The sequence below is a fragment of the Tateyamaria omphalii genome, from assembly GCF_014651375.1.
GTDB lineage: Bacteria > Pseudomonadota > Alphaproteobacteria > Rhodobacterales > Rhodobacteraceae > Tateyamaria > Tateyamaria omphalii.
Genome location: NZ_BMWT01000004.1, coordinates 148,103 through 165,080, shown reverse-complemented (window position 1 = coordinate 165,080; position 16,978 = coordinate 148,103). Strand labels below are relative to the sequence as shown.

General features: G+C 61.1%; 14 protein-coding genes. 7 read left to right on the top strand and 7 right to left on the bottom strand.

Annotation, left to right across the window (positions count from 1 at the left end):
- Positions 1-87: 87 nt before the first annotated feature.
- From hpaE to hpaH, 5 genes are all read left to right on the top strand, one after another.
- Positions 88-1,599: a 5-carboxymethyl-2-hydroxymuconate semialdehyde dehydrogenase gene (gene hpaE, locus IE087_RS14835; RefSeq protein ID WP_189370149.1), complete on the top strand. Its 1,512-nt coding sequence runs from the start codon at positions 88-90 to the stop codon at positions 1,597-1,599.
- 103 nt (positions 1,600-1,702) lie between these two features.
- Positions 1,703-2,683, top strand: coding sequence for a 3,4-dihydroxyphenylacetate 2,3-dioxygenase (gene hpaD, locus IE087_RS14830; RefSeq protein WP_189370148.1), 981 nt, complete (start codon positions 1,703-1,705; stop codon positions 2,681-2,683).
- Between the two features lie 73 nt (positions 2,684-2,756).
- Positions 2,757-4,154, top strand: a complete 1,398-nt coding sequence (locus tag IE087_RS14825) for a pyridoxal phosphate-dependent decarboxylase family protein (RefSeq protein WP_189370147.1) — start codon at positions 2,757-2,759, stop codon at positions 4,152-4,154.
- Positions 4,151-5,002: a fumarylacetoacetate hydrolase family protein gene (locus IE087_RS14820; RefSeq protein ID WP_189370146.1), complete on the top strand. Its 852-nt coding sequence runs from the start codon at positions 4,151-4,153 to the stop codon at positions 5,000-5,002. The genes IE087_RS14825 and IE087_RS14820 overlap by 4 nt, the downstream gene beginning before the upstream one ends.
- Positions 4,992-5,786, top strand: coding sequence for a 2-oxo-hept-4-ene-1,7-dioate hydratase (hpaH, locus tag IE087_RS14815; RefSeq protein WP_189370145.1), 795 nt, complete (start codon positions 4,992-4,994; stop codon positions 5,784-5,786). The genes IE087_RS14820 and hpaH overlap by 11 nt, the downstream gene beginning before the upstream one ends.
- On the opposite strand, the gene IE087_RS14810 is transcribed toward hpaH, so the two are convergent.
- From IE087_RS14810 to xylF, 4 genes are all read right to left on the bottom strand, one after another.
- The gene (locus tag IE087_RS14810; protein WP_189370144.1) at positions 5,779-6,714 is read right to left on the bottom strand and encodes a glucokinase; all 936 of its coding nucleotides are present in this window, start codon (positions 6,712-6,714) and stop codon (positions 5,779-5,781) included. The two genes, hpaH and IE087_RS14810, sit on opposite strands and share 8 nt — an antisense overlap.
- Positions 6,714-7,460, bottom strand: coding sequence for an ATP-binding cassette domain-containing protein (locus IE087_RS14805; protein WP_189370143.1), 747 nt, complete (start codon positions 7,458-7,460; stop codon positions 6,714-6,716). Before IE087_RS14805 ends, IE087_RS14810 begins: the two co-directional genes overlap by 1 nt.
- Before the next feature lie 14 nt (positions 7,461-7,474).
- Positions 7,475-8,740, bottom strand: coding sequence for a sugar ABC transporter permease (locus IE087_RS14800; protein WP_189370142.1), 1,266 nt, complete (start codon positions 8,738-8,740; stop codon positions 7,475-7,477).
- Between the two features lie 144 nt (positions 8,741-8,884).
- Complete coding sequence (xylF, locus tag IE087_RS14795; protein ID WP_229801419.1) at positions 8,885-9,862, bottom strand: D-xylose ABC transporter substrate-binding protein; 978 nt, start codon at positions 9,860-9,862, stop codon at positions 8,885-8,887.
- Positions 9,863-10,079: 217 nt separating this feature from the next.
- Here xylF and IE087_RS14790 point away from each other — a divergent pair, with 217 nt between their 5' ends.
- Both IE087_RS14790 and IE087_RS14785 read left to right on the top strand, forming a co-directional pair.
- Positions 10,080-11,282: an ROK family transcriptional regulator gene (locus tag IE087_RS14790; RefSeq protein WP_189370140.1), complete on the top strand. Its 1,203-nt coding sequence runs from the start codon at positions 10,080-10,082 to the stop codon at positions 11,280-11,282.
- On the top strand, positions 11,275-12,825 hold the full coding sequence (locus tag IE087_RS14785; RefSeq protein ID WP_189370139.1) for a CRTAC1 family protein: 1,551 nt from the start codon (positions 11,275-11,277) through the stop codon (positions 12,823-12,825). Before IE087_RS14790 ends, IE087_RS14785 begins: the two co-directional genes overlap by 8 nt.
- A gap of 73 nt (positions 12,826-12,898) precedes the next feature.
- On the opposite strand, the gene IE087_RS14780 is transcribed toward IE087_RS14785, so the two are convergent.
- Genes IE087_RS14780 through xylB form a run of 3 tightly spaced genes read right to left on the bottom strand, consistent with a single transcriptional unit; the run spans position 12,899 to position 16,936 of the window.
- Positions 12,899-14,203, bottom strand: coding sequence for a cytochrome-c peroxidase (locus IE087_RS14780; protein WP_189370138.1), 1,305 nt, complete (start codon positions 14,201-14,203; stop codon positions 12,899-12,901).
- Entirely contained in the window at positions 14,184-15,491 is a 1,308-nt protein-coding gene (gene xylA / locus IE087_RS14775; RefSeq protein WP_189370137.1) for a xylose isomerase, read from the bottom strand. The genes IE087_RS14780 and xylA overlap by 20 nt, the downstream gene beginning before the upstream one ends.
- Positions 15,488-16,936: a xylulokinase gene (xylB, locus tag IE087_RS14770; protein WP_189370136.1), complete on the bottom strand. Its 1,449-nt coding sequence runs from the start codon at positions 16,934-16,936 to the stop codon at positions 15,488-15,490. The genes xylA and xylB overlap by 4 nt, the downstream gene beginning before the upstream one ends.
- Positions 16,937-16,978: the final 42 nt, after the last annotated feature.

The window sequence follows — 16,978 nt, the reverse complement described above, 5'->3', positions numbered from 1 at the left end:
TCAAGCTTGACGCACCTGCAATCCCCTTGCAATATATTTTTGCATCCAAGGGTTCATTATATGAACCATTGCCAAAAAAGGACGGCTATGTCTGCGCTTCAGGACAATATTGCAAAACTGGCACCACATCTGACCCGGATTGGTGAAACCGGCATTCTCAATCACATCGCGGGCAAGGCACAACCTGCCGCCACAGGAGACTGGTTCAACACGACCTCGCCCGTCGACGACAGCCAGATTGCGCGCGTGGCCCGCAGCAGCTCCGCAGATGTGGATGCCGCGGCCCAAGCAGCCAAGGCCGCCTTCCCCGCATGGCGCGACATGCCGGCATCTGATCGCAAGCGCATACTGCACGCCATCGCTGACGGGATCGAAGCCCGCGCCGAGGAAATCGCCCTTAGCGAATGCTGGGACACAGGTCAGGCCCTGCGCTTCATGTCCAAGGCGGCACTGCGCGGTGCCGCCAATTTCCGCTTCTTTGCAGACCGCGCGCCCTCGGCACGCGATGGGCAAGCGCTGCCATCGCCCACGCTGATGAACATCACCACCCGCGTGCCCATTGGCGCCGTAGGGGTCATCACACCGTGGAACACGCCGTTCATGCTCTCCACATGGAAAATCGCCCCCGCCCTCGCCGCAGGCTGCACAGTCGTCCACAAACCCGCCGAACTCAGCCCCTGGACTGCTCGTATCCTGATCGAGATCGCAGAAGAGGCAGGCCTGCCACCGGGCGTATGGAACGTCGTCAACGGCATGGGCGAAGAGGCGGGCAAAGCCCTGACCGAACACCCCGACATCAAGGCCATTGCCTTTGTGGGCGAGTCCAAGACAGGATCGGCCATTATGGCGCAGGGCGCGCCCACTCTGAAACGCGTGCACTTCGAGCTGGGCGGCAAAAACCCGGTTGTGGTCTTTGATGACGCCGATCTCGACGCTGCACTCGATGCCGCCATCTTCATGATCTACTCGCTCAATGGCGAACGCTGCACCTCATCCTCACGCCTGCTTGTGCAGGACACCATTGCGGATGACTTCGAGGCAAAGCTCGCAGCGCGCGCCAAGGCCATCAAGGTGGGCCACCCGCTGGACCCGGCAACCGAAATCGGTCCCCTGATCCACCAAGGGCACAGGGCCAAGGTCATGGCCAGCTTCGACATGGCCACGACCGAAGGGGCCACAATCGCGGCGGGCGGCACGCGCGTGGGCGACACCGGTCAATTCGTGGCACCAACCCTGTTCACGAACGCCACCAACGACATGAAGATCGCCCAAGAGGAAATCTTCGGTCCGGTCCTCACCTCCATCCGTTTCAAAACGGAAGAAGAGGCGCTGCAGATCGCCAACGATACGGCCTACGGACTGACAGGCTATGTCTGGACAGCTGATGTGACCCGCGCCATGCGGTTCACCGATGGGCTCGAAGCTGGCATGATCTGGGTGAACTCTGCCAACGTCCGGCACCTGCCCACACCGTTTGGCGGCATGAAAGCCAGCGGCATCGGGCGCGATGGAGGCGACTGGTCATTCGAATTCTACATGGAACAGAAGCACATCGGCATCGCCACCGGTGACCCGAAAATCCCACGTCTGGGTATCTGATGCTTCTTCTGGCTCCAAATACCACAGGGAGTTTGAGGGACAGCGTCCCTCATTCCCAAAAATGAATCGCGCGCGGCGCAGCCGCCCCATTTAGGAACAGCCGATGCCGATCCCCCCGCCCGAGCTTTACCCGCCCTTCAACATCGTGCGGCTTAGCCACGTGGAATACCGGGTGACAGACCTCGCAGCATCGCGTGCCTTCTACGTGGATACGCTGGGCCTTCAGATCACGCATGAAGATGATCAATCGATCTACCTGCGCGCGATGGAGGAACGGGGGCACCATTGCATCATCCTGACCCAAGCGCGCAGCGCCAATGTCGCAAGGCTCGGCTTCAAGCTCTACGACCACGCCGATCTCGACAAGGCCGAGGCATGGTTCCGCGAACAGGGCCGCCCCACGGACTGGATCAACCGCCCCTTCATGGGCCGGGTCCTGCAAACCACCGATCTGTGGGGAATACCTCTCGAATTCTATGTTCAGATGGACCGGCTGCCGACAATGGCACAGAAATATGCGCTCTATCGAGGTGTCAAACCGCTGCGCATCGACCACTTCAACCTGTTTTCATCCGATGTGGACGGGGCCGTGGCCTTCTACACGCAAATGGGGTTCCGCACGACGGAATATACCGAAGATGCAGAGACCGGTAAAACATGGGCGGCGTGGATGCACCGCAAGGGCGGCGTGCATGACATCGCCTTCACCAACGGCACTGGCCCACGCCTGCACCATTCGGCCTTCTGGGTGCCCAACCCGCTCAACATCATCGACCTGCTCGACCTGATGAGCACGACCGGCTACCGCGAAAACATCGAACGGGGTCCGGGGCGGCACGGCATCTCGAACGCCTTTTTTCTCTATGTCCGCGACCCCGACGGACACCGAATCGAAATCTACTGCTCCGACTACCAGACCGTGGACCCCGACCACGAGCCAATCAAATGGGATCTCAAGGACCCGCAGCGCCAAACGCTTTGGGGTGCCCCCGCCCCGCGCAGCTGGTTCGAAGAGGGCAGCCTGTTTGATGGCGTGGACACCTCTGAACCCCTTCTCAAAGCACAGCCCATCGTGGCACCCTGACCCTGGCGGAGGACACCTCCGCCTTACCCCGTAAGGCGCACGTGCCGTGCGCCCCGCCCGAAAGGACGAGACCATGAGCTGGGACGATTTTGCCAAACACGCCAAGGATGCAGCCGATTGGGGGGTGAACTACCACACCACCCTCCGCGACCGCCCGGTACGCGCGCAAACAAAGCCGGGAGAGATCGCCGCACAACTTGCGGACGCACCGCCCGAGGATGGCACCGATCTGGCGGCGATCATGGAAGACTTCGAACGCATTGTGATGCCCGGCATCACCCATTGGCAGCACCCGCGCTTCTTTGCCTATTTCAACTCCAACGCCGCGCCCGCGTCGGTTCTGGCCGAATTCCTGACCTCCATCATCGCGCCACAATGCATGCTCTGGCAGACCTCTCCGGCCGCGACCGAAATGGAAACCCGCATGATGGCCTGGCTGCGTCAGGGTCTTGGCCTGCCGGATGGCTATCAAGGCGTCATTCAGGACAGCGCCTCATCCGCTACGCTCGCTGCCGTCCTCACCATGCGCGAACGCGCGCTGGAGTTTCGCGGCAATATCGAAGGGCTGCACGCGCAGCCTCAACTCCGCATCTATTGCTCGGATCAGGTCCACACCTCCATTGACCGGGCCATCTGGGTCGCCGGCATCGGACAGGACAATCTGGTCAAAATCCGCACAACGGGCGATCTGCGCCACATGGACCCACTGGACCTTGAAGCCGCCATTTCTGAAGACAAGCAAGCAGGTCGCATCCCGGCCGGGATCATCGCAGCCACTGGCGCCACCGGCATGGGCGCCTGTGACGACCTTGAAGCAGTCGCTGCCGTGGCCGAAGAACACGGCATCTACACCCATCTCGACGCGGCATGGGCCGGTACGGCCATGATCTGCCCCGAATTCCGCGCCCTCTGGACCGGCGCCGACCGATTCGACAGCATCGTCTTCAACCCGCACAAATGGCTGGGCGCGCAATTCGACTGCGCCGCGCATTTCCTGCGTGACCCGGACCAGCTGCGCCAGACCCTCGCCATCCGCCCCGAATACCTGAAAACCCACGGGGCCGAGGACATCATCGACTATTCCGAATGGTCGATCCCACTCGGCCGCCGCTTCCGCGCGCTCAAATTGTGGTTCCTGATGCGGCACTACGGGATGGACGGTCTGCGCAGCCGCATCCGCAACCATGTCAAATGGAGTCAGGCCCTATGCGAACGTCTACGGGCACAGGATGATTTCGAGGTCGTCACAGAACCGATCCTGTCACTCTGGACTTTCAAGGTTGCTGGCGCGTCAGACGACGACACCCAGCGCCTTGTGGATGCCATCAACGATGACGGGCGCATCTACCTGACCCAAACGCTTGTGGACGGGCAAAAGGTCATCCGCTTTCAGGCCGGACAGTTCGATTGCGAGGAACGCGATTTCGACACGGCCTTTGACACGATCACCGAAATTGCGAGGGGTCTATGAAATTCGCCACCTACACGATGGCGGGCAGCCAATACTATGGCGCCGTGACGGATGGCGGGATGATCCCACTGTCGCCAAACTTCCCGCAGTGGATCACCTTGCGACACGTGATCGAAAATGACGGGCTGCACGCCCTCGCGAAAGCCGCGCAAGGCTGCACCGCCACGCATCACGATGTCACATATGACATCCCCATCCCCAACCCGGAAAAGATCATCTGCGTCGGCGTGAACTTCCCCGACCGCAATGCCGAATACAAGGATGGGCAAGAAGCACCGCCCAACATGTCCCTTTTTCCGCGCTTCCCGCGCAGCTTCACCGGGCACAACCAACCCGTCATCCGCCCTCCGGAAAGTGAGAAGCTGGACTACGAAGGCGAGATTGCCGTTGTGATCGGCAAGGGTGGACGGCGCATTGCCGAAGCCGACGCCTATGACCACATCGCCGCCCTCACCCTATGCAACGAAGGCACCATTCGCGACTGGGTGCGCCACGCCAAATTCAACGTCACGCAAGGCAAGAACTGGGACGCCTCCGGGGCCATGGGCCCATGGCTTGTCCCTTTCACGGCCGCCGCGCAACTGGACGACATTCGACTGACAGCTCATGTGAACGGCGAGCTACGACAAGACGACCGCACCAGCCGCATGCTCTTCCCGATCCGCCGCCAGATCGCCTACATCTCGACCTTCACCACACTTGTTCCCGGCGACATCATCGTGACGGGGACACCCACGGGCGCAGGGGCACGCTTCGACCCGCCCAAGTTCCTGAAACCCGGCGACGTTGTCGAAGTAACCGCCGAAGGCATCGGCACCCTGCGCAGCGAGGTCGTGGATGAGACCTGAAGACCACAAGGCCGCAGCACAGGCGCTCATCAAAGCGGAACAAACCGGCAAACAGATCGGCCTTCTGTCCGTCGCGCACCCGGACATCACGATGGACGACGCCTATGCCATTCAAGGCGAAGTGGTTGCGGCCAAAGTTGCCGCGGGCGACCCGGTCATCGGCTGGAAAATCGGGCTGACAAGCCGCGCCATGCAGATGGCACTAAACATCGACATCCCCGACAGCGGCGTGCTGACACGATCCATGCAGTTCGACACCGGCGCGACCATTCCCACAGGCCGCTTCATCCAACCACGGATCGAGGCAGAGATCGCCTTTGTCATGAAATCCGATATCGGTGGCGAACACGTGACCCGCGATGAGGTGCTGGCGGCAACGGATTACGTCGCTCCGGCTCTCGAAATCCTCGACACCCGCATCCTGCGTGCTGACCCAACCACAGGCCAACCGCGCAAGGTCTTCGACACTATCGCCGACAACGCTGCGAATGCGGGCATCGTCATGGGCACCGAACGCCACCCGCCTGAAAACCTGCGCTGGGTGGGTGCCATTATGACAGTGGGCGACACGGTTGAGGAAACAGGACTCGGGGCAGGCGTGCTGAACGATCCGGTGGAAAGTGTCGTCTGGCTTGCGCGGCGCATGGCGCTCTATGGCAACACGATCAAGGCGGGCCAGGTGATCCTGTCCGGCAGCTTCATCCGACCCATAGAATGCCCACCCGGCACCGATATCCACGCGGATTTCGGCAGCTTCGGACGTGTCGATCTGAGCTTTAGCTGACCCGCGCCAACAACCGCGCAGCACAGCCGCCCAACGCGACGGTGTCCGACACAAAGAGGAAGGCGGGAATGCGGGCAAACTGCCCGTCGAAACTGTCGTCAGCCCGCAAAGGCGCCAGAACCCGTTGGCGCCGCTCTGGCGCCATCAGGAACTTCGCCAGCGACCCGTTGAAATACAGACCAGCCCGCGGGAAATAGGAATAGGCCAACTCGCGCACCATCAGACCAAAGGCCTCGGTGCAAACCTCCAGCGCCTCACGGGCGCGCGGATCATCGGATTTGGCCAATTGCTCAGCACTGTCCACATCCACACCGATGACATGCGCCAGGCGCAACAGACCCACACCGGAAAACAGGTTCTCAACACTGTCGAAACGCGATGTGTCTGGCATGTGCGCCCCAAGAACTGACATCACGTTGGCTGGAAGGCTGGCATGACCCTGCTCAGAGGTGAACACCGTCCCGCTTTCCATGTTCACGGCAGATACGTTGAACCCCGTACCCAATCCAACCACCAGCGCCTGTCCGGCGCCGCCAAGGGCAGCACCGTCATGCAAGGGTTCAACCGCATCGGGGGCAACGGTCGGCACCGCTTGCCCCAGAGCTTCGAGGTCGTTCATCAGAACCACCTCGTCCGCTCCGAACGCAGCGGCAAGGGCACCCGCATCGAAATCCCAGTTGCGATTGGTCAGACGTGCACGATCGCCCGCCACAGGGCCAGCCACTGCGATCACAACGTGCGACGGCACAGACCGTCCGTCCAGGTAGTGGGTCGCAAGATCAAGGAAACTGCCGAAATCGGCGTTGGGACATTTCACAACCGTGTCCGCGATGACCCCTTCACGGCCCACGAACGCCAGTCGCGTATTTGTTCCACCAACATCGGCGACCAGGCCAATGGCCTGATCGAGCTTCCCTGTGTCTTGCATTACGATTCGCCCGGTTTCTTACCCAAGATGATCATTCCGAGCAGGTCATCGTCCGTCACGTCGGCAACGTCAACAGTCCCCACCAGCTTTCCGTTTTTCATCACGGACGCCCGGTCACACAGCTCCATCACGTCATGGATATCGTGGCTGATCAGGAAGATTCCGATGCCCTCGGCCTTCAACTGCTGGATCAGTTCCGACACCATCTGTGTCTCGTGTGGACCAAGGGCCGCAGTCGGTTCGTCCATGATCAGAATGCGCGCGTTGAAGTACACGGCGCGCGCAATCGCCACGGACTGACGCTGACCACCTGACAAGGCGCTGACCGGGTCCTTGAACTTTTTGAAGTTCGGATTGAGCCGCGCCATGATCTTGCGGGTCTCGGCCTCCATCGCGTCGTCATCGACAAAGCCCATGGCGTTGACCAACTCGCGCCCCAGAAACAGGTTCGACGCGGCATCAAGGTTATCGGCCAGCGCAAGCGTCTGGTAGATCGTCTCGATATTGTAGGTCCGCGCGTCACGCGGGTTGTTAATGGTCGCCTTTTCACCATTTATCCGGATTTCACCGGTATCCATGGCATAGGCACCAGACAGGATCTTGATCAGTGTCGACTTGCCCGCACCGTTGTGGCCGAGCAGCCCCACAACTTCGCCCGGTTTCAGGTCGACCGACACGTGGTCCACCGCCTTGATCCCGCCAAAGCTGATCGAGATGTCCTTCATTTCGACAAGAGGTGTTGTCATATCAAAGTCCTCCCTCAGACGCCTGCGCGACGACGATAAACGATGTCGACCCACACGGCGAAGACCAGCACGAAGCCCACCACGATGTTCTGCAGCGGGGCATCTACACCAACCGAGGCCATGCCCGATTGCAGCGATTGCATGATCAGTGCACCGATCACGGCGCCATAGATCGTGCCCGCGCCACCCGACAGGGCCGTGCCCCCGATGACCGCGGCGGCGATCACGCGCAGCTCGTCCAGCGTGCCAAGACCCACATCAACCGCATTCAGGCGGGCGGATGCGATGATCGACGCGATGCCGGTCAGTGCCCCCATCAGGGCAAAGACCTTGACCGTCAGCAACCGTGTGTCGATGCCCGACAAAGACGCCGCCTCGGGGTTGCCGCCGGTGGCGTAGACATAGCGACCAAAGCGTGTGCGTGTGGCGATGATGGTCATTACGATGGTCACGGCCAGCAGGATCACCACCGGAATGGCGACACCGTGGTTCCAGACCATTCCATCGGTCAGTTCGATACCACGGGCTTCGGTCATGCGACGCATGGCACCACGTGGGATCGGATAGCTGTTCATGATCCAGACAAAGGCGATGATCAGACCCGCGGCCATGGCCATCAGGATCCCTTCGGCCCAGACAGGTTTGACGGTAAAGCCATGGGTCGCCTTGCGACGGCGGCTCATCAGCATGATGCCAACCGCGACTAGGGCTGCGATGGTGCCGAACACCCAGCTCAGCGTCTCGCCCAATGTCCCTTCGGCCCCGCCACCCAGAAGGCGGAAGACAGGATCAAGCGGCGCTTGTGTCTGGCCCTTGGTGACCCACCACATCGCGCCGCGATAGATCAGGAAACCGCCCAGCGTCACGATGAAGGCGGGTACGGTCAGATAACCGATGACCCAGCCCTGCATCGCGCCCAGAACAGCGCCCATCAGGATGGCAGCGATCACGCCGATGACCCAGATCATCGGATGACCAAGCCCCAGCATTGACGGCAACCACTGCACCTGCAGGGCGGCAACTGTCATGCCGATAAAGCCCAGAAGCGAGCCCACGGACAGGTCGATATTGCGTGTGACGATCACGAACACCATACCCGTCGCCATCACGGCAACGGACGCAGTCTGAACACTCACGTTGAAAAAGTTGCGCGGGGACAGAAAGCGCCAGTCGGTAAAGAAACCGAATACGAGCCAGATGACGACAAGCGCCCCGATCATCCCCAAAAGCCGGGCATCAAGGCCCAGCTTGTCCATCATTGATTTGGCCTGGTCGTCCATGTCCCCTGCCCTTTGTTACCCGGTTTCTGCGGCACAACGCATCCGTCCGTGGGAAAGCCCCCGGTCAAATTGTGTCGCAATGTCTGGTGAATGTCTTTGTTCGCCCCGACACGCTGTTGCGCCGGGGCGAGATATCATATGGCCTTACTGGCAAACTGCCAGCGACGACCCGGCGCACAGCGCGTCTTTTTCGATCCAGCCTGCGTCCAGAACGACGTTCAGGTTGTCCGCTGTCACCGGAACCGGCTCAAGGAAGATCGAGGTCATTGTGGTGCCACCGGGCGATGTCCAATCGGCTGCGCCGTCGACATCCTCACCCTTGGCCAGCGACACGGCGATCTCACCTGCGGCTTTGCCCAGTGCGCGTGCGTCTTTCCAGACGGACACAGTCTGCGTGCCGGTTGCAACGCGGTTCAGAGCGGCATGGTCACCGTCCTGGCCGGACACTGGAATACCTTCCATGCCCTGCGCCGTCAGAGCGGCCACAACACCACCCGCGGTGCCGTCATTGGAAGCGACAACCGCATCAACCTTGTTGTCGGCGGCCGTCAGGATCTGTTCCATGTTGCGCTGCGCGTTCGCAGGCACCCAGCCATCGGTATAGGCTTCGCCAACGATGGTGATGTCACCGGCGTCGATGGCCGCTTGCAGCACTTCTTGCTGACCGCCACGCAGGAAGTCCGCGTTCGGGTCGGTGGGCGAGCCCTTGATCATAACGTAGTTGCCCTTGGGCTGCGCAGCCAGAACGGCGCGAGCCTGCATACGGCCAACTTCAACGTTGTCGAAGGTCAGGTAGAAGGCACGCGCGTCTTCGATCAGACGGTCATAAGCGACGACAGGGATCTCTTCGTCGGCTGCGGCCTGAACGGCTGGGCCAATCGAGGACGCGTCTTGCGCCAGAATGATCAGCGCGTTCGCACCTTGCGCGATCAGCGATTCAATGTCTGCCAGCTGCTTGGCGGAAGACGATTGCGCGTCAGCGGAAATGTAGTTTGCGCCAGCGGCGTCCAGTGCGGCCTTGATCGCGGCTTCATCTGTTTTCCAGCGCTCTTCCTGAAAGTTCGACCAGCTCACGCCCACGGTCACTGCATGACCGTCAGCCAGAACCGGCGAAGTAAGCATTGTGGCAGCCGCCAGGGCGCCAAGTAGCGTGCGTCGTTTCATAGGTGTCCTCCCAAAGACATGCCCGTCCGTCACGATTTTGCGGCGGGTGACCCATTGTTAGCAACTTAAATTCGAAAAGCAAATTAAATTGGACAGCTTTCAAAAAAACCGCCATCATCGTTACCAAGGGTCGCAGGCATCGCCCCGCGACGGGAGGAAAAAAGAGAATAAAATCATGGTATTCGGTCATCAGAAGATCGAAAGCAGACGGCTGCTTTTGCGCGAGATCGCGCAGCGCGGGCCCGTCCCACGCATCGATCTTGCGGAACACACCGGCATCAGCCGGGCCACAGTTACGTCCGTCACGGCCGACCTTTTGCGCGGCGGGTTGATCGAGGAAGTGCCCCGCGAATCACGCTCCGACGAATCGGCACGTGGCCGCCCCCGGGTCGATCTGAAGATCGCTGGCGACGCCCATCTGATTGCCGGTCTCAAGGTATCCGACCGGTCCATTTCGCTGGTTCTGATGCGGTTTGACGGCACCCATGTTGCCGACCATGAATGCCCCATCCCGACGGGGCGACTGACACCAGATGATCTGGCCACACATATTCGCGATGGGCTGGCGGCACTGGCTGAAAAGGCAGGCCATGATCGCGGTGATATTTCAGGCGTGGGCGTCGGGCTGGCGGGCGTTGTGGATGCGGATCACGGGCTGGTCTACTGGTCGCCATCGCTGGATCAACGCAACGTTCCCTTCGGTGACGTATTGCGCGACGCGCTTGGTGTGGCCGTCTACCTAGACAACGATGCGAACCTCGTCGCCATGGCGGAACTGACCTTTGGACTGGGCAAATCCCACTCGGATTTCATCGTGATCACCATCGAAAGCGGTGTGGGCATGGGCATGGTTCTGGGCGGCCAGCTCTATCGTGGCACGCGGGGCTGCGGGGCCGAATTCGGACATACCAAGGTGCATCTGGACGGCGCGCTCTGCCGGTGTGGGCAACGCGGCTGCCTCGAAGCCTACGTGGCTGACTACGCCCTGGTGCGCGAGGCTTCCAGCGTTGGCGGTATGAGCCTGACGACGCCGACCAGCCAGGCGGTCAGCACAGTCCTGAAAGCGGCCAAGGACGGCGACGCAACCGCCCGCACGGTCGTCGAACGGGCGGGCAAGATGTTTGCCATGGGCCTTGCAAACCTCGTGAACATCTTTGATCCCGAACTGGTGATCCTTGCTGGCGAGCAAATGCAGTTCGACCACCTCTATGCCGACACGGTGATCGAGGAAATGCGCAAGAGTATCGTCGAAATCGACAAACCCGCGCCCGAAGTCGTGGTCCACAAGTGGGGCAACCTGATGTGGGCAAAAGGGGCTGCGGCCTATGCGCTTGAATTTGTTCAGGACACGGCTGTGGAGGCTCTGGAAGATGCGTGACGGGGCCGGATTCTTCAAAAAATCTGCTCACGGGCAGGTGTACGCTGCTGTACTGCGCGGTGGGCTCGCCGCCCTTTTGCTCTGCGCATCCCAACCCCTTGCAGCAGACGTCCGCTTTTCCCCGATCGACATTCCAAACCACGTCTACGATGGGGGATGGGAACACTTTGTCGGCGGGGGCCTCGCCGTTCTGGACTGCAACGGCGATGCCAGACCCGATCTGGTTGCGGCTGGCGGATCAAACCCGCCCTTGTTGCTCAAGAACATATCTGACGACACCGTGACCTTTGAGCCGATACAGGACCCGGCACTCGATCTGACTGGCACAACCGGGGCCTATCCGCTGGACATCGACAATGACGGTCACCTCGATCTGGTTATGCTGCGTGTTGGCCCCGATACCATCTTGCGGGGGCAAGGCGATTGCAGCTTTGAACCAATGCCCTTTCACTTCGATGACCATTGGAGCACGGCCTTTTCAGCCACTTGGGAGGCGGGCCAGACCGCGCCGACACTCGCCTTCGGTCATTACGTGGACCGCAGCGATCCCGACGGGCCGTTCGAAGCCTGCGACATAAATCACCTGTGGCGCCCGGACGGGGCGACCTATGCAGTAACTGACCTCAGCCCAGGGTTTTGTGCGCTCTCCATCCTTTTCACCGACTGGTCCCGCACGGGCCGCGCTGACCTACGCATGTCGAATGACCGCCACTACTATATTCGCGACGGCGAAGAACAGCTTTGGGCGATGGAAGAGACACCCCGGCTCTACACAGAAGCGGACGGCTGGGCGCGCCACATGCTGTGGGGCATGGGCATAGCCGCGCGCGATCTGGACCGCGATGGACGGGACGAGGTGTACCTCTCCTCAATGGGCGATCAACGGCTGATGAAGCAGGTGGGTGACGGTCCGGGGTTTCAGGATGTGCCTTTTGACATGGGCACCGCAGCTCACCGGCCCTACACGGGCGGCGACGGGCGACCTTCAACCGGCTGGCATATCGCCTTTGGGGACGTGAACAACGATGGTTTTGATGATTCGTTCATCGCCAAGGGCAATGTGCAGCAAATGCCGGGCTTGGCAATGGACGACCCGAACAACCTGTTGATTGGTCAGACAGATGGCAGCTTTGTCGAAGTCGGAGACACGGCTGGGGTCGCATCTATGCACCGGGGGCGCGGCGCGGCCCTTGTCGATTTCAACGGGGACGGGTTGCTTGACCTTGCCGTCGTCAACCGGCGCGCACCGCTTGAGATCTGGCAGAACGTGAGCGAAGCAACAAGAAACTGGCTTTCGGTGTCTGTGATGCAGGAAGGCGCAAACACCCAAGCCGTCGGCGCGTGGATCGAGGTCGATGACGGAGCAACCGTTCAAGCACGCGAGATCACAGTCGGAGGTGGTCATGCAGGTGGTGTGGCGGGGCCGCAGCATTTCGGGTTGGGCGATGCTGAGACGGTACGGTTGCGCGTGCGATGGCCGCATCAGGTTTGGAGCGATTGGCAGAATGTGCAGGCCAACGCCACAGTTGTGTTTGCCCAGTGAACCAAGGGGCTCTGCCCCTCGGCCTGTGGCCTCACCCCTTGGTATTTGCAGTCAGAAGAAGCCGGAACCTCAGTTATTGATCCACCGGTAGACCACTTGGCACCGATGTCGGCACACCCAGCGCACCACGGATGCTTTGTGGATCAGTGAGCGCGTTCAGAAAGGCGAGGATATCGTCCACCTCGTCATCCCGAAGTGCGATTGGCGCCAGATCGTTGGCCGCCGCGATCCGGTCCATCTCGGCCTCGTCGGACAGCACGCGCAAATCGTCAGCATCGAAGCCCGGCATGATCGCCTGAGCAATGTCGTAGCTGCGCAAGCTGGACACAGGGTCAAGATGGTGACGCACGACGGCTTCGAGCGTGGCGTAAGCCCCGCTATGTCCGTACGGTGCTGTTTGCGCAACGTTGCGCAAGGGCGGTGTACGGAAGGCATAGGCGTCTTCCGGATCGCCGGTCACCCGCATTCTGCCTGTATCCTGCGCGTGGCTTTCAAAACGGGCGGCCTTGCCCGGCCCGATCTGTGGCATGGCAATGGCGTGGAAATCATGGTCCGTCTGGAAGCGCCCGGAGTGGCAGGTCGAACATTGCGCCTGGCCATAGAACAGGTCCATGCCACGCATGGCGGCAGGCTCCATCTCGGTCCCGTTGCGCAGATAGAGGTCGAATGGGCTGGCAACCCCACGCCATTCAAAATCAAGGAAGGCGGCGACCGCATCGGAAATGTCAGTGAAGTGGATGGCCCCTTCCCCGATCACCTCATCAAAGCGAGCACGGTATTCCGGGATCGCCTCGATCCGTTGCGACAGCAAATCCCATGCCCCGCCCGGACCGGTGATCAACCCCTGGCGCACCGCCTGAGAAACCTCGTTCTCGCTATAGTGCCCAGCCATCTCATCCGCAGACAGCACCGGAAACATGGATTGGGCGGACAGGGCCGAGGCAAAGCCCATCTCCATCTCCGATCCCAACGGCGTCCGGATACCCGAGGGCCGACCGGCATCCTCCTCCAAGCGACCATCGTGGAAAAACACCGTGAATTCGGTGGCCCCAAGATTGAACAGCGGCGGCGCATTCCGTGGAATGCGCTGTTCGGGCAAGTTCTCCGGGTCCGCCACCCGGTCCGGGCCAAGCCCCTTGGCTCCGTCCCCCAAACCCAGCGACACCCCGTCACCGGTGGCAAAATTCGGATGGTGACAGGTGGCGCAGCTCACCGTCTTCGACCCGGACAGGATCGGATCGTAGAACAGCAAACGCCCCAGTTCGACCTGCGCACTATCGACCGCTGGGAACACAGGTTCCTCAAACGGCAAATCGGCGGCCCACAGCGGGGCCGCCATCACCGCAAAGGCAAGCGCCTTAGACGAAACGCGAGACATAGTTCTCCAAAATCTCCTGCCGACCCGAATGGGGCTGCGGTTCGATCCCGTCGGAAATCACACGATCCGAAATCGACGCCAAATCGCTACCCAGCATCGCCTGTGCTTCGGCACTCTCCCAACCCGCGTACCGAGCCTTCAACGCGTCTTCCAAACCACCATCCTCGATCATCGCAGCCGCAGCTTTCAGACCCCGGGCGCAAATGTCCATGGCACCGACATGGGCGGCAATCAAATCCTCGGCATCCAGCGATTGACGGCGCAGCTTGGCATCAAAGTTCGTGCCCCCCAGCCCAAGGCCACCCGCCTTGAGGATATGGTAGTAGACCAACGCCACCTCGGGCACGTTGTTGGGGAACTGATCCGTGTCCCAGCCGGACTGATAGTCGTTGCGGTTCATGTCGATAGACCCCAGCATTTCGTCAGACGCGGCCACCGCAATCTCATGCTCGAACGAATGACCGGCCAGAATAGCGTGCCCCTGCTCAAGGTTCAGCTTCACCTCATCCTCCAGCCCGTACTTGCGCAAGAATCCGATGCATGTCGCAGCATCGAAATCGTACTGATGCTTTGACGGCTCCTGCGGCTTGGGCTCAACCAGAATCTGACCCTTGAACCCGATCTTGTGCTTGTATTCGACAACCATCGACAGGAAGCGGCCCATGTGGTCCAGCTCCTGCCCCATGTCGGTGTTAAGCAGGGTCTCGTAGCCCTCGCGACCACCCCACAGCACATAGTTCTGGCCACCCAGCTTCAGGGTCGCATCCATGCACCCTTTCACCGTGGCGGCAGCATAGGCAAACACATCCGGATCGGGGTTGGTCGACGCACCAGCCATCCAACGGCGGTGGCTGAACATGTTGGCCGTGCCCCAGAGCAGGCCCACGCCCGTCTCTTCCATTTTCGGGCCAAAGTAGTCCGTGATCTCGTTCAACCGGTCGAGGCTTTCGGAAAACGTCGCCCCTTCGGGCCGCACATCCGCGTCATGCCAACAGAAGTAAGGCACACCAAGGCGCGCAAACATCTCGAACGCCACATCGGCCTTCATCTTAGCGCGGCCCATATCGTCCTGCGGGTGCCATGGGCGGATAAAGGTCTGACCGCCAAAGGGATCGCCACCTTCCCACGCAAAGGAATGCCAATAGGCAACGGCAAAGCGCAGGTGGTCCTCCATCCGCTTGCCCATGACCATTTCGTCGGGGTTGTAGTGGCGGAAGGCCATCGGGTTGGTGCTGTCCGGGCCTTCGAATGTGGCGGGTGGGACGGCGTCAAAGAATCCAGTGGTCATGGCATGGCTTTCAGTTTGGGGTAAGCGCCTGAAAAGGCAGAATAAGCATCGTCATAGGCCGCAACGAGGTCGGCCTGCGGGTGAATTACATCAGCAATCGGCGGCTTGGTCATCACGGTTGCCGGGTCAGCGCCGGTGTCACCGCACATGGCAATCCGGGCAGCACCCAGGGCCGCACCGAACGCGCCCTCATCGGGCCGCTCCAACGGTATGTTCAGGGTCGTGGCCAGCATCCGCGTCCAGTAGTCAGACCGGCTACCGCCCCCGATGGCGAGGGCAGAGGGCAGGTGCGCACCCGTGGCCTTCAGCGCCTCAAAGCTGTCGCGCAGGGCAAAGCTTACGCCGCTCATCACCGCATGGGTCAGGTCTTCGGGGCCCGACGCGATGTCGAGGTCGGTAAACCCGCCACGCACCTGCGCGTCATTGTGCGGTGTACGTTCACCCGAAAGGTAGGGATAGAATTTCACGCTGCCCGGTGCTGCCAGCGTATCACCCAAGGCGGCTGATAACTCACCCGCCCCCTGCCCGGTGATCCTGCTCAACCAGTTCAAACTGTCGGTTGCCGCCAGAACCACACCCATCTGATACCAACGCCCCGGCACCGCGTGGCAGAAGGTGTGCACCGCACTGTCCGCATCGGGTGCATAGCTTCCGCGCCCTGCCAAAACGACGCCAGACGTGCCAAGGGACACAAAACCATCCCCCTCACCCAAGGCGCCCACACCACAGGCGGCCACGGCATTGTCTGCGCCACCCGCGACAACCTTGCAGCCTGCAGGCAGGCCCAGATCAGCCCGCGCCGCCTGCACCTCACCCACAATATCCGTGCCTTCCAGAAGGTCTGGCATCTGGTCACGGGACATGCACCCAAGGGCCAGCAGGTCATCCGACCACGCCCGCGCACCGACATCCAGCCACGCGGTGCCCGCCGCATCCGACATCTCGGTCGCATAGCGGCCCGTCAACCACCACAGCAGGTAGTCCTTGGGCAACATGACCCGGGCCACCCGGGCAAATATGTCGGGTTCATTCTTTGCGACCCAGGCCAGCTTGGGTGCGGTAAAGCCGGGGAATACGATGTTTCCACTCACAGCGCGCGCGATCGGGTCGGCATCCAAGGCCGCCGCCTCGACATGGCTGCGCGTGTCATTCCAAAGGATACAGGGGCGCAGCACGGCACCAGCGCCATCAGCCATGACCGCGCCATGCATATGACCGGAAAAGGACAGCGCCCTGATGGCACCATACGCTGACGGATGCTCTTGCCGCAACGACGCCAGCACAGCGGCGATACCCGCAACCCAATCGGCCGGGTCCTGTTCGCTCCACCCTGCATGCGGGTTCGACACGTCATAGGTCGCATCAGCACTGCCAACGGCGCGGCCATCGCCATCCACCAACAATGCCTTCACGCCCGACGTGCCCAGATCAAGTCCGAGATACATCGACATCCTCCCTTGAACGTACATTTGCTCCATTTAATTCGA